This is a genomic window from Rhizorhabdus sp., assembly GCF_018006725.1.
Taxonomy (GTDB): Bacteria; Pseudomonadota; Alphaproteobacteria; order Sphingomonadales; family Sphingomonadaceae; genus Rhizorhabdus.
In genome coordinates this window covers 33518-46846 of sequence record NZ_JAGMXV010000012.1, presented here as the reverse complement: position 1 = coordinate 46846, position 13329 = coordinate 33518, and the positions used below count along the sequence as shown (strand labels likewise).

Sequence of the window (13329 nt, the reverse complement as noted above, 5' to 3'; positions counted from 1 at the left end):
TCTCGGGGCAGAGCATGGAGCAGCTCAAGCTGCGGATGCGCACGGGCACCGTCGTCACGTCGGACGACCGCAACTGGGAGCTGCGCTACACCGCCTCGGCGCTGCGCTTCAGCCAGAGCCGCGCGGTTGCGATCGATATGGAGTCGGCGACGCTGGCGGCGCAAGGCTATCGCTTCCGCGTACCCTATGGCACGCTGCTATGCGTTTCGGACAAGCCGATCCATGGCGAGATCAAGCTGCCGGGTCAGGCGAACCGCTTCTACGAACGCGCGATCGCCGAGCATCTCCAGATCGGTATCGCCGCGGTCGACCAGTTGCGCGGCGAGGGCGCCCGCCTGCACAGCCGCAAGCTGCGCGCGTTCAACGAGCCGCCCTTCCGCTGACGCGGACGCTGCGCGCTAGACCCGCTCGTGGAGGATGGCGCGCGCCTCCTCCAGTTCGTCGGCATGGGTGATGCGGTCACGCCCGTCCAGCTTCGACCGGTAGAGCGCACGATCGGCGCGCATCAGCAACTGCGCCAACGACGTATCGCCGGGGCGGATGCCGGTCACCCCGAAGCTGGCGGTCATCATCAGCGGGCCGGCGCCGTTGACGGGAACCGACGCGATGTCGAGGCGGACGTGCTCCACAACCTCCAGCGCATTGGCGTCGCGCGTGTTCATCAGCAGCAGGGCAAACTCTTCGCCGCCGACCCGACCGACCAGATCGCCGCGCCGGACGAGCCGTTCGAGGCGCTGGGCAAAATGCTTGAGCGCGCAGTCGCCGACGGCATGGCCGTGGCGGTCGTTGATCGCCTTGAAATTGTCGATGTCGGCCAGCACCAGCGCCAGCGGCGCCTGCTGCCGCTGCGCGTTGACGATCGCGCGCTCGGCCGCCTCCTCAAAGCCACGGCGGTTGAGGATGCCGGTCAGCTGATCCGACGTGGCAAGGCGTCGCATCGACTCCGCCAGGTCTGTCGCGACGAGGAAGACCGTGAACAGCCCTACCCCGGTGAAGGCGAGCGGATAGGCGATCACGAGGACGGTCCTGAACAGCGCATGGCCCGCTCCCTCACCATGCGCGCCTTGGCCGGGAGCCATCAAAGCCAGGCAGAAATCGACCAGCGCGAAGAGCAGGAACATCGCCGCGACCGCGCGCTCGGGCAGCGATGCCCGGCCGAGAGGATGGGCCACGCACGCGGCGCAGATCAGCAGCATCGAACCCGCAAAGGACAGCCAGAGGATGTCGCGTAGCGCCTGATGGTCGTCGATTGCGACGATCGTGCCGATCAGCGCAGCGGCTACGCCCGCCGCCAGCAGCGGGGGCAGCCGTCGCGCCTCGGGCTTCAGGCGGATGTAACAGCCTGCTGCCAGCAGTCCGTTCGCAAGACAGCAGAGGCCGTAGACGAAGCCCAGAAAGGGCTGGGTCGAGACGCCCCCGAACCGCAAATAGATGTTGCAGATCCATTCGATCGACGCGGCGCTGTAGGCCAGGGCCCAGATCAGCACATGAGCGGGGCGGCCGAAGCTGCGCCAGGCGATCAGCATCATCCCGGCCAGCAGGGTCGAGACGAAGAATAGCGTAATGACGTTCACCACCGCAGCCGACATGGTCTTCCTCCGGACCCATGCAAGACGAACGTCCCGCATCCGCAGCGATGCCAGCAGGCCGATGGGGCGCGCCAGTGCAGCGAATCCGGACAAAAGGCAATGCCGAAAGCCATGCCTGCCGTAACGGCAGCGCTATGCCGGCAGGGAATGGCGGGGCGGTCCGTGGACGCACCCCGCCGTTGGCTCACCAGCCGCAGCGCTGGCCCTTGTTCTGTTGCTTCAGCCAGGTCATCAGCGGCTTGAAATAGGCGATCATCGCCGAGCCATCGATTTCGCGGGTGCCGGTAAAGGCTTCCAGCGCGTCGGGCCAGGGCTTGGACGCGCCCATCTCCAGCATCGCGTTGAGCTTCTCGCCCACCCGCTTGTCGCCATAGAAGGAGCAGCGGTGCAGCGGACCCTTCCAGCCCACCTGATCGCAGGCGGCCTTGTAGAACTGGAACTGCAGGATGCGGGCGAGGAAGTAGCGCGCATAGGGCGTGTTGCCGGGAATGTGATATTTGGCGCCCGGATCGAAATCGCCTTCGTCGCGCGGCTCGGGTGCGGCGATGCCCTGATAGCGAAGGCGCAGGTCGGTCCAGGCCTTGCTGTACTGGCCCGGCGGGGTCTCTCCGCTGAACACGCCCCAGCGCCATTTGTCCATCAGCAGGCCGAAGGGCAGGAAGGCGACCTTGTCCATCGCCTGCCGCAGCAGCAGGCCGATATCCTTGTCGGCGCTCGGCACCTTCGCTGGATCGAGCAGGTCGATCTTTACCAGATAGTCCGGCGTGACCGACAGCGCGACGAAGTCGCCGATCGCCTCATGGAAGCCGTCATTGGCGCCGTTGAGGTAGAGATAGGGCTGCTTGTTATAGGCGCGCTGGTAGAAATTATGGCCGAGCTCGTGGTGGATGGTCACGAAGTCGTCGGCATTGACCTTGGTGCACATCTTGATGCGCAGGTCGTCCTTGTTGTCGACGTCCCAGGCCGAGGCGTGGCAGACGACTTCGCGGTCGCGCGGCTTGGTGATCTGCGAACGAGTCCAGAAGCTGTCGGGCAGCGGCGCAAAGCCGAGCGAGGTGTAGAAGCGCTCGCCGGTCTTCACCATCCGGATCGCGTCATAGTCTTTCGCCTTCAGCAGCTCGCCGATGTCGTAGCCGATGTCTCCGGTCCCGGGCGGGGCGACGATGTCGTAGATATTGCCCCATTCCTGCGCCCACATATTGCCGAGCAGGTCGGCGCGGATCGGCCCGGTCTTCGCCTGCACCGCGTCGCCATATTTGGCGTTGAGCTTGGCGCGGGTATAGCAGTGGAGCGCATCGTAAAGCGGCTTCACCTGGATCCACAGCCGGTCCATCATCTTCGCGAAATCGTCGGCTGGCATGTCATAGCCCGCGCGCCACATCGCGCCGACATCCTTGTAGCCGAGCTCGACCGCGCCCTTGTTGGCGATCTCGACCAGCTGCGCATAATCCTGGCGCATCGGCTTGCCGACATTGTCGTGCCAGCTGACCCACATTTCCTTGAGTTCGGCGGGGTTGCGGTTCTTCCCCATCGCCGCCTCGATGTCCGAGCCGTTGATCTCCTGCCCGCGCAAGGTGCCACGGCCCTTGCCATAGGTCGACTGGAGGCGCGTCGCGAGGTCGTTCAGCTCCTTCGCGGCGCCGGGCGTCGACGGGGCGGGCAGGACGATCGCCTGCTTGAGGATGTCGAGCTTGCGCTTCGTGTCGTAGCCGAGGCCGGCGACCCCGTCGAAGCGCGCAGCCTCCTTGGCGAGCCGGACCTGCAATTCGGTATATTCGGCGCCGACCCGCGCCGCGACGGCATCGGTGTCGTCGGTGATATAGGTCGAATTGATCCAGGCGACTTGCGCGCCATAGATGCCGAGGTCGTTCAGCTGCTTTTCGGCGTCGGTCACGAAGGCATCGGCTTCGGCGGCGGTGGGCGCGGCGCTGGTCGCCGTGGTGGTGGCCGGTGCCGCGTCGGCCGCCATCGCCGGCGCGCCGGCCAGCCAGACGGCGAGCGCCATGGCGGATGTCGCCGCCTTGATCGCAATGTTCATGGGGGAGGATCCTCGTCGATTATCTTACTGACAGCACAGTCATCACGCCGCCGCCGGCCGGTCAAGCCCGTGTCCTGGCCCCGTCATACGGCCATGAGGGGCTTTCCTTGTCGCAGCTGTCGTTCCGCTGGTCTAAGGCGGCTGTAGAGCATGTTCTGGAGCCGGTACGATGAGCGACGACGATTATGTTTATGACGAGGACAGCGGCGAATGGGTGCCGGCGTCGGAGCTTGCCCAGCGCCGCGAGGCCGCGTCGCGGATCGAGGTGCGTGATGCGGTCGGAAACCTGCTGGCCGATGGTGATCAGGTGACGTTGATCAAGGACCTCGACGTCAAGGGCGCGGGCCAGACGCTGAAGCGCGGCACGCTGATCAAGTCGATCGCGCTGACCGGCGATCCGCAGGAGATCGACTGCAAGTTCGACGGCATCCGCGGCCTTGTCCTGCGCGCGGAGTTCGTCCGCAAGCGCTGATCGGCGTCACCGCCGCCGTCAGAACCAGTTGGCGATGGCGTCGCCCATCTCGGGCAGGGTGACCGCGCTCATGTGGTTGCCGGGCACCTCGACATAGCCGGCATTGGGCAGTTGCGCCGCCAGCGCGCGCGCGGAGCCATTATCCTGGTCCTCCGATCCGGTGAGGACCAGGATCGGCAGCGACAATTCGGTCAGCGAGGCCCGCTGGATGCGCGGGAAATTGTCGAGCAGCAGGAGCAGCGCCTTGGCATCGCCACCGGTGGTGCGCAGGAAGCCCTCCGCCATCCATTCGGGCGAGAATTTCTGGTGGGTGCCGATCCCTTCGAGCACCTTGCGGAAGAAGGACACCCGCCCGCCAAGATCGAGCAGCCCCTCGAGCCCCATGCCCGCGAGCATCGCCTTGCCCGGCCGCGCGCCGCGCACCAGCATGCGCGCAGTGGTCCGCCCGCCGAGCGAATAGCCGCCGAGATCATAGTCGCCGGCTCCGAAGCCCAGCTGATCGATCAGTGCGAGATTGTCGTCGGCCAATATGTCGCTCGAATAGCCCGAGGGGTCGTGCGGCTTGGCGCTCTGTCCGTGGGCGCGCAGGTCGGGCAGGATCACCCGCCGGCCCTTGGCGGCCAGCTTGGCGGCGTGGCCATAGCGCACCCAGTTGGTCTGGGCGTTGGAGAAGAGGCCGTGGATCAGGATGACCGGACGGCCATCCTCCGGGCCCATGCCGTGCCAGGCCATGGGCGCGCCGTCGACGCCCTTGAAGCTATGGAGGGTGGTCTCAGTCGGGAAGTCTGCCAAGGGTCTTCATCCAGCGATCGACGAGCGTCTGATGCTCGTCGGTCCGGTAGCGCGGCAGGTCGTTCGTGTCGATCCACGCTTCATGCAGGCTTTCCGCGCCGAAATGATGGGCCGGGCGGAAGCGGCCGGGCGCGTCGAAGCTGCCAACGGTCAGGTCGATCTTCTCGCTGTCGGGATATTCGAAACCCAGCGGCGTCCCGCAGGTCGCACAGAAGGGGCGGCGGGCAATTGCCGAGCTGGCGTACCAATCGGGCTCGCTGTCCCAGCGCAGCGCCGCCTTCGGCACATTGACGAAGGCGATCGAAACCCCGCCGGTCGCGCGCTGGCACATGCGGCAATGGCAGAGATAGGCCTCGTCGGACTCGATCTCGACCGTGTAGCGGATGCGGCCGCACTGGCAGCCGCCGGTCATGGTCTCGGTCATCATCCTCTCCCGCCGCCCAGCATCGTCCGGGCGGCGGGAAAAGGAAAGCGGCTTACGCCTTCTTCAGGTGGCGACGGCCGAGCAGTTCGGCGATCTGGACGGCGTTGAGCGCGGCGCCCTTGCGGAGGTTGTCCGACACGCACCACAGGGCCAGGCCGTTCTCGACGGTCGGGTCCTCGCGGACGCGGCTGACATAGGTCGCGAACTCGCCGACGCATTCGACCGGCGTGACATATCCGCCGTCCTCGCGCTTGTCGACGAGCATCACGCCCGGCGCCTCGCGCAGGATCTTCTGGGCGTCCTCGGCCGACAGCTCGTTCTCGAGCTCGATGTTGATCGATTCGGAATGGCCGACGAAGACGGGCACGCGGACGCAGGTCGCGGTGACCTTGATCTTCGGGTCCATGATCTTCTTGGTCTCGACGACCATCTTCCACTCTTCCTTGGTGTAGCCGTCGTCGAGGAACTTATCGATGTGCGGGATCACGTTGAACGCGATCTGCTTGGTGAACTTCTTCGGTTCGGCCTGGTCGCCGACGAAGATGTTGCGGCTCTGCTCGAACAGCTCGTCCATGCCCGCCTTCCCGGCGCCCGACACCGACTGATAGGTCGACACGACGACGCGCTTGATCGTCGCCGCATCGTGCAGCGGCTTGAGCGCCACGACCATCTGCGCGGTCGAGCAGTTCGGGTTGGCGATGATGTTGCGCGCCTTGTAGCCGTCGATCGCTTCCGGGTTCACCTCGGGCACGATCAGCGGAACGTCCGGGTCCATCCGGTAGAGCGACGAATTGTCGATCACGGTGCAGCCGGCGGCGGCGGCGATCGGGGCGTAGACCTTGGTCGCGTCCGAGCCGATTGCGAACAGGGCGATATCCCATCCGGCCCAGTCGAAATTCTCGATATTCTGGACCTTGAGCTGTTTGCCGGTCTCGCCGAACTCGATCATGTCGCCCTGGCTGCGCGCGGAGGCGAGGACGGCGAGCTCCGCGATCGGGAATTCGCGCTCGGCCAGAATGTTCAGCATTTCGCGGCCCACATTGCCGGTGGCACCTGCGACGACGACACGATAGCCCATGGTCAGTTCCTTCTAGGCGGTCATTCCCGATCGGTTCGCCGGTTGGAATTGGCGGTGCGTGAAGGGTTCACGATCCGGCGACGGGAATGACAGGGATGTAAACATCTCGGGATAAACAAACGGCCGGTCTCCCTGGGGAGCCGGCCGCTTGCGAGGTTTGGTTGGGAGAGCCTGCTATCAGGCTTCCTGGGCCTCGGCGGCCGGCTTATTGTCACGACGCTCCGCAATACGTGCGGCTTTGCCGCGGCGGCCGCGGAGATAATAGAGCTTGGCGCGACGGACGACGCCCTTGCGGACGACTTCGATCGACTCGACGTTCGGCGAATAGAGCGGGAAGACGCGCTCGACGCCTTCGCCGAACGAAATCTTGCGGACGGTGAACGACGAACCCATGCCCTTGTTGGCGCGGGCGATGCAGACGCCCTCATAGGCCTGGACGCGGGTACGCTCGCCTTCGACGACCTTCACGCCGACGCGCAGGGTGTCACCGGGGCGGAAATCGGGAATCGACTTCGCTTCCTTGAACTTGGCAATCTGCTCGGCTTCGAGCTGCTGGATGAGGTTCATGCTCATCGCTCCTTCTTCTGTCGCCGCGCGCCAGAGGGAGACTGGTCCCGAGCGCCCTCATGGCGCTCCCAAAGGTCCGGCCTCCTTAGCCTTGTATCGGTCTCGGCCATGGCTTTGCGCCATGCCTCGATCCTCGCATGATCCCCAGATCGCAGCACTTCGGGGATCGTGCGCCCTTCCCATTCGACAGGTCGGGTATAATGCGGATATTCGAGAAGCCCCGTTTCGAAGCTCTCGTCGTCCCCGCTATCGGGGGCGCCCATTACGCCGGGAAGCAGCCGAATGCAAGCGTCGAGCAGGGTCAAAGCGCCCATTTCCCCGCCCGAAAGTATATAGTCGCCGATCGAAATCGGCTCGATCGGGCGGCCTTCGAACAGACGTTCGTCGATTCCCTCGAATCGCCCGCACAGGATGGTGACGCCGGGCCCGGAGGCAAGCTGCCGCACCCGCGCCTGGGTCAGCGGCGCGCCGCGCGGCGTCATCGCGAGCAGGGGGGCACCGGGTTGCCGCTCCAACGCATGGTCGACCGCCCGCGCCAGCACGTCCGCGCGCATCACCATGCCCGCGCCGCCGCCGGCCGGCGTGTCATCGACCGAGCGGTGCCGGTCGGTGGCGAAGTCGCGAATCTGGACTGGCTCGCACGCCCACTTCCCCTCCGCCAGCGCACGCCCCGCCAGCGACACGCCGAGCGGGCCGGGGAACATCTCCGGGTACAGGGTAAGGATGGTGGCGGTGAAGGTCATGTTTTCGATCGCTGCTGGAGAAGCCGAGCCGTGGCGATGGATGCCATCGGTGGGAGGAAAGGGGCGGAGCATTGCGCCGAGGGAACGATATCGTCGGGCATCAGATCGCCCAGTTCTCGACGCGAAGACCCGGGATGTCCCTGAAGTCGCTCTCGTCATTGGTGATGAGGGTGAGATCGAGCGACAGGGCATGCGCAGCGATCAGGCGATCGAAGGATGCGCGCCTGAAAGGAAGTCGCATGTAAATGTCAGCCGCTTTCCTGTCGAAAGGCAGGGGAGCGATAAGATCGAAAAGCCGCTCGACCTCGACGATCCCCTCGGGTCCGGCGGTCGCGAAACCGCGCATTACCTCGGCATAGACGATCATGGATGTGACGGCGCTTCCCAGCGTGCATTCGCCAAGCCTTGAAGCCGCCGACCCATGCGCATCCCGCAGAACATAGATGAAGATGTTCGAGTCGATCAAAAATGCCGGGTCAGCCACGCGGAAGCAGCTTTCCCTCCCAGTCGAGTTCGCGCTCTTCGAATTCGCGTTCTTCCCGGGTCAGCGGCTTGAGCCAGGGCATCGAGCCCGCGATGCCCGTCAGATCGATTTTCTTTGGAGCTTCGTCTGCGGGTTTGAAGACGAACTCCCCACCCTCTTCGCGGACGATCACCTCGGTCCCTTCCTTGAGACCAAGTGCCTTCGGCAGACGCAGGGCGACCGAATTGCCCGATTTGAATATTCTGGCGCGATATTCGTCACCCATGACGCCCTCCGTATATACGGACTGTATATACGTCAGATTGATCTATCACACCACTCGCCGCGCGATGATGTCGGTGCACAATGCCAGGAAGAAGCCGGCGAGCGCCATCAGGCCCAGGAGCGGCAGCCAGGTCGCGAAGGTCTGCGCATCGGCGCCATAGGCGAGCAGCGCCGCGATCGCTGCCGGGGGCACCGCGACCTGCAGGGCGGCACTGACGATCCGCAGCTGGACCGGCAGGCGGCGCTTGCGCGTCCGCACGACGCCATAGGCGATGATCACCAGATAGAGCGATCCGATCAGCAGATAGGCGGTAACGGGATTCATTCGACGAACTCCGGATCGATCAGCAGCCGCTCGGGCTCGATCGTGACCGCCTTGGCGACGGGGACCATGAAGCGCTTGCCGTCGGGCTTCTCGATTTCGAGGACGTCGCCGGCCCCGAAATCCTCGACGAAGACGGCGGTCCCGATCAGCGCATCGCTTGCGAAGCAGGGCAGGCCGATCAGGTCGATATGATAATATTCGCCGTCGGCGAGCGGTGGCAGCGCCGAGCGCGGTACGCTCAGCTCGGTCCCGCGGAGCGCCTCGGCGGCGTTGCGGTCGGCGACCTCGGCGAAGCGCGCGACCGCGCCATTAGCGCCCGTTCGCAGCGACTTGAGGGTGAAGGTCCGGCCGGCGCCGTTGAGCGTCGGATAGGCCTTCAGATCCTCGCTGAACAGCTTGAGCCGCACCTCGCCCTGCAGGCCGTGCGCGCCGATGATCGCGGCGAGGACGATGGGACGATCGCTGGTCATGCGGGTCTCCTCAAGACCGCTGGGGCGGGAAGCCCCGGAAATGGCGAGCCGCCCGGCCTGCCGCGCCGCCGGTCGATGACCGGTGACAGGGCAGGGGGCGGCATCGCACCTTGTCGATCCCCGAAGGGAAAGGATCAGGCCTCGGCGGCTTCTTCGGCCGGAGCTTCGGCGGCCGGAGCCTCCTCGGCCGGAGCCTTGGCGGCTTCCTCGGCGGCGGCAAGCTTGGCGGCGCGCTCCTCGGCGCGCTCCTTGGCCTTCTCGCCCGGCTCGGCCTTGTTCGGGTTGTTGCGGGCCGCACGCTCCTTCACGCCGGCGGCGTCGAGGAAGCGGGCGACGCGATCGGTCGGCTGCGCGCCGACCGACAGCCAATGCTTGGCGCGCTCGGTGTCGAGCACGACGCGCTTGGGATCGTCCTTGGCGAGGAGCGGATTATAGGCGCCGATCTTCTCGATGAAGGCGCCGTCGCGCGGGCTGCGCGAGTTGGCGACGACGATACGATAATAAGGGCGCTTCTTGGCGCCGCCACGGGCGAGACGGATCGAGACGGACATTGGGACTTCCTTTCTGAAATCGTGCGGATCTGGATTAAGTGCTTATTTCTTCTTCAAGAAATTCTGGAAACCGGGGGGCAGGCCCTGCGGATTGGTGGGCATGCCGGGAAGGCCGGGGAGGCTTCCGCCGCCGCCCGGCATCGGGGGCATGCCGCCCGCACCGCCGCCGAGCAGGCCACCGAGGCCGCCGCCGCCGCCCAGAAGGCCGGCGAGGCCCTTGAGGCCGCCCATCTTCTTCATCTTCTTCATGACGGTCGCCATGTCCTGATGCATCTTCAGGAGCTTGTTGACGTCCTGGACGGTCGTGCCCGAACCCTTGGCGACGCGGATCTTGCGCTTCGCGTTGAGCAGTTCGGGCTTGGCGCGTTCCTTGGGGGTCATCGAGCCGATGATCGCATCCATGCGGACGAGCACGCGGTCGTCGGCGGCGCCCGAGGCCATCGCCTGCTTGACCTGCTTGATACCCGGCAGCATCGCGGCAAGACCCGAAAGCCCGCCCATGCGGCGCATCTGGTTGAGCTGGTTGCGCAGGTCGTTCATGTCGAACAGGCCCTTCGCCATGCGGGCGGCGAGCTGCTCGGCCTCTTCGGCCTTGATCGTCTCGGCGGCGCGCTCGACCAGGCTGACGACGTCGCCCATGCCGAGGATTCGACCGGCGACGCGCGACGGCTGGAACAGCTCGATGCCGTCCAGTTTCTCGCCCGTGCCGACGAACTTGATCGGCTTGCCCGTGACGGCGCGCATCGACAGCGCGGCGCCGCCGCGCGCATCGCCGTCCATACGGGTCAGCACGACGCCGGTCAGCGCGACCTGATCGGAGAAGTTCTTGGCGACGTTGACCGCGTCCTGACCGGTCAGCGCGTCGACGACCAGCAGGATTTCTTCCGGGTCGGCGACGGCGGCGACCGCCTTCATCTCCTCCATCAGCGCCTGGTCGACGTGGAGGCGACCGGCGGTGTCGAGCATCAGCACGTCGAAGCCCTGCAGCTTCGCGGCCTGCACCGCGCGGCGGGCGATGTCGACCGGCTGCTGGCCGGCGACGATCGGCAGGGTCGCGACCGAGGCCTGGGTACCGAGTACCGCCAACTGCTCCTGCGCGGCCGGGCGGTTGACGTCGAGCGACGCCATCAGGACCTTCTTGCGGCCCTTCTCGGTCAGCCGCTTCGCGATCTTCGCGGTCGTGGTCGTCTTGCCCGAGCCCTGCAGGCCGACCATCATCACGATGGCGGGCGGGCTGACATCGACATTGAGATCGGATGCCTCGGCGCCGAGCATCTCGACCAGCGCGTCGTTGACGATCTTGACCACCTGCTGGCCCGGCGTGACCGAGCGCAGGACCTGCTGGCCCACGGCCTGTTCGGTGACCTTATCGACGAAGGTGCGGACGACCGGCAGCGCTACGTCGGCTTCGAGAAGCGCGATGCGGACTTCGCGCATCGCCTCGCGCACGTCCGATTCGGCGAGCGCGCCACGGCCGCGCAGGCGGTCGAAGACCCCTCCCAGCCTTTCGCTCAGACTTTCGAACATGCGTTTCTCCAGCTGCGCCAAAGCGCGGGAATCCAGCCTTTCAAACCCGAAACGCAAAGCGCGCCGGCGGGCGAAACCTCGCCGGCCAGCGTGCGTCCGTGGACGCTTCCAATGCTTTCCTTGTCTGTAAGACGAGGCGGCCTCTACCCGCAAAAGGCGCGAAAGGCAATTTCTATATGGGGTTGGCGCCGGGCGGCCCGTTCATGCGAAGAGGGCCCGCCGCTTGCGCGACGGGCCCTCCCGATCCTCTCCGATCCCTATGCCGTCCGCTTATGCCGCGAACTGGTTCATCGTGTTGTGGACGCCGCCGGCCTTGAGCGCGGCTTCACCGGCGAAATATTCCTTATGGTCGTCGCCGATGTCCGAACCCGACATATTCTGGTGCTTCACGCAGGCGATCCCCTGGCGGATTTCCTGCCGCTGCACGTTGAGCACATAGCCGAGCATGCCGGCGTCGCCGAAATATTCCTTGGCGAGGTTGTCGGTCGACAGCGCCGCGGTGTGGTAGGTCGGCAGGGTGATCAGATGGTGGAAGATGCCCGCGCGCTTCGCAGCATCGCGCTGGAAGGTGCGGATCTTCTCGTCGGCTTCGTCGGCCAGCTCCGAGCCGTCATAATCGACACTCATCAGGCGGTTGCGGTCATAGGCCGAAACGTCCTTGCCCTGCTGCTGCCAGCGGTCGAAAACCTGCTGACGGAAATTGAGCGTCCAGTTGAACGACGGCGAGTTGTTGTAGACCAGCTTGGCGTTCGGAATGACCTCGCGGATGCGGTCGACCATGCCGGCGATCTGTTCGATGTGCGGCTTCTCGGTCTCGATCCACAGCAGGTCCGCGCCGTTCTGCAGCGAGGTGATGCAGTCGAGGACGCAGCGGTCGGCGCCGGTGCCCTCGCGGAACTGGAACAGGTTGGAGCGCAGGCGCTTCGGGCGCATCAGCTTGCCGTTGCGGTTGATCACGACGTCGCCGTTGATCGTCGACACGTCGGTGATCTCCTCGCAGTCGAGGAAGCTGTTATACTGGTCGCCGATGTCGCCGGGTTCGGCCGAATAGGCGATCTGCTTGGTCAGGCCGGCGCCGAGCGAGTCGGTGCGGGCAACGATGATGCCGTCGGTGATGCCCAGTTCGAGGAAGGCGTAGCGGCAGGCGCGGATCTTCGCGAGGAAGTCCTCGTGCGGCACGGTGACCTTGCCGTCCTGATGGCCGCACTGCTTTTCGTCGGACACCTGATTCTCGATCTGCAGCGCGCAGGCGCCGGCTTCGATCATCTTCTTGGCGAGCAGATAGGTCGCCTCGGCATTGCCGAAGCCGGCATCGATGTCGGCGATGATCGGCACGACATGCGTCTGATAATTGTCGATCGCGTGGATCAGGCGCTGTTCCTCGACCTGATTGCCGGTCTCGCGCGCCTTGTCGAGGTCGCGGAACATCAGGCTCAGCTCGCGGGCATCGGCCTGACGGAGGAAGGTGTAGAGCTCCTCGATCAGCGCCGGAACGCTGGTCTTCTCGTGCATCGACTGGTCGGGCAGCGGGCCGAAGTCGGAGCGCAGTGCGGCGACCATCCAGCCCGACAGATAGAGGTAGCGGCGCTTGGTGGTGCCGAAATGCTTCTTGATCGAGATCAGCTTCTGCTGCCCGATGAAGCCGTGCCAGCAGCCCAGCGACTGGGTGTAGTTGGCGGGGTCGGCGTCATAGGCCGCCATGTCCTCGCGCATGATCTTCGCGGTGTAGCGGGCGATGTCGAGGCCGGTCTGGAAACGGTTCTGCAGGCGCATCCGGGCGACCGCCTCGGCGCCGATGCCGGCCCAGGGCGAACCTTTCTGGCGGATCAGCTGTTCGGCCTGTGCGATTTCGTCCTGATAGCTCATGGTCTGTGTCCTGCTGTACAAGTTATGCCGCCACTGACGCCTAAAAGGTCCGAAAGTCAGTAGGCCGCGTGTGCAAAAGCGGGTCGGGCAGTGGGGTGGAGGTCGCCGAGGGGTGAAAACATGTAAGAAACTTACAATC

15 protein-coding genes and 1 pseudogene are annotated in these 13329 nt (G+C 65.4%); 2 read left to right on the top strand and 14 right to left on the bottom strand.

Annotated features, from left to right (window positions below):
- Nucleotides 1-383 (top strand): annotated as a pseudogene (locus KAY22_RS03635) (AMP nucleosidase); the annotation flags it as partial.
- A gap of 15 nt (nt 384-398) precedes the next feature.
- Here the strand turns inward: KAY22_RS03635 and KAY22_RS03630 are convergent.
- Together KAY22_RS03630 and KAY22_RS03625 are read right to left on the bottom strand one after the other, a co-directional pair.
- Complete coding sequence (locus tag KAY22_RS03630; protein ID WP_296620128.1) at nt 399-1589, bottom strand: GGDEF domain-containing protein; 1191 nt, start codon at nt 1587-1589, stop codon at nt 399-401.
- Nucleotides 1590-1773: 184 nt separating this feature from the next.
- Nucleotides 1774-3627, bottom strand: a complete 1854-nt coding sequence (locus KAY22_RS03625) for a M2 family metallopeptidase (protein ID WP_296620125.1) — start codon at nt 3625-3627, stop codon at nt 1774-1776.
- Nucleotides 3628-3796: 169 nt separating this feature from the next.
- Here KAY22_RS03625 and KAY22_RS03620 point away from each other — a divergent pair, with 169 nt between their 5' ends.
- Nucleotides 3797-4099, top strand: coding sequence for an alkylphosphonate utilization protein (locus KAY22_RS03620; protein WP_296620123.1), 303 nt, complete (start codon nt 3797-3799; stop codon nt 4097-4099).
- A gap of 18 nt (nt 4100-4117) precedes the next feature.
- Here KAY22_RS03620 and KAY22_RS03615 read toward each other — a convergent pair whose 3' ends face one another.
- From KAY22_RS03615 to KAY22_RS03560, 12 genes are all read right to left on the bottom strand, one after another.
- Nucleotides 4118-4891 (bottom strand): alpha/beta fold hydrolase, encoded by a 774-nt coding sequence (locus KAY22_RS03615; RefSeq protein WP_296620121.1) that lies wholly within the window; start codon nt 4889-4891, stop codon nt 4118-4120.
- Complete coding sequence (locus KAY22_RS03610) at nt 4872-5315, bottom strand: GFA family protein (RefSeq protein ID WP_296620130.1); 444 nt, start codon at nt 5313-5315, stop codon at nt 4872-4874. Before KAY22_RS03610 ends, KAY22_RS03615 begins: the two co-directional genes overlap by 20 nt.
- Nucleotides 5316-5367: 52 nt before the next feature.
- Nucleotides 5368-6393: an aspartate-semialdehyde dehydrogenase gene (locus KAY22_RS03605; RefSeq protein ID WP_296620119.1), complete on the bottom strand. Its 1026-nt coding sequence runs from the start codon at nt 6391-6393 to the stop codon at nt 5368-5370.
- Nucleotides 6394-6570: 177 nt separating this feature from the next.
- Entirely contained in the window at nt 6571-6960 is a 390-nt protein-coding gene (gene rplS / locus KAY22_RS03600; RefSeq protein ID WP_296620117.1) for a 50S ribosomal protein L19, read from the bottom strand.
- A 2-nt stretch (nt 6961-6962) separates the two neighbouring features.
- Nucleotides 6963-7703 carry a tRNA (guanosine(37)-N1)-methyltransferase TrmD gene (gene trmD, locus KAY22_RS03595; RefSeq protein ID WP_296620115.1) on the bottom strand — a complete coding sequence of 247 codons (741 nt, stop codon included), beginning with the start codon at nt 7701-7703 and terminating at the stop codon, nt 6963-6965.
- A gap of 100 nt (nt 7704-7803) precedes the next feature.
- Nucleotides 7804-8187, bottom strand: a complete 384-nt coding sequence (locus KAY22_RS03590) for a type II toxin-antitoxin system VapC family toxin (protein ID WP_296620113.1) — start codon at nt 8185-8187, stop codon at nt 7804-7806.
- Entirely contained in the window at nt 8180-8452 is a 273-nt protein-coding gene (locus KAY22_RS03585) for an AbrB/MazE/SpoVT family DNA-binding domain-containing protein (RefSeq protein ID WP_296620110.1), read from the bottom strand. Before KAY22_RS03585 ends, KAY22_RS03590 begins: the two co-directional genes overlap by 8 nt.
- Nucleotides 8453-8497: 45 nt before the next feature.
- A complete protein-coding gene (locus tag KAY22_RS03580; RefSeq protein ID WP_296620106.1) occupies nt 8498-8776 on the bottom strand; it encodes a hypothetical protein in 279 nt (92 codons plus the stop codon).
- Nucleotides 8773-9246 (bottom strand): ribosome maturation factor RimM, encoded by a 474-nt coding sequence (rimM, locus tag KAY22_RS03575; RefSeq protein ID WP_296620104.1) that lies wholly within the window; start codon nt 9244-9246, stop codon nt 8773-8775. Before rimM ends, KAY22_RS03580 begins: the two co-directional genes overlap by 4 nt.
- Nucleotides 9247-9380: 134 nt before the next feature.
- Entirely contained in the window at nt 9381-9797 is a 417-nt protein-coding gene (gene rpsP / locus KAY22_RS03570; RefSeq protein ID WP_296620102.1) for a 30S ribosomal protein S16, read from the bottom strand.
- Between the two features lie 42 nt (nt 9798-9839).
- Nucleotides 9840-11324: a signal recognition particle protein gene (ffh, locus tag KAY22_RS03565; RefSeq protein ID WP_296620099.1), complete on the bottom strand. Its 1485-nt coding sequence runs from the start codon at nt 11322-11324 to the stop codon at nt 9840-9842.
- 270 nt (nt 11325-11594) lie between these two features.
- Nucleotides 11595-13190, bottom strand: coding sequence for an isocitrate lyase (locus tag KAY22_RS03560; protein WP_296620096.1), 1596 nt, complete (start codon nt 13188-13190; stop codon nt 11595-11597).
- Nucleotides 13191-13329 lie beyond the last annotated feature (139 nt).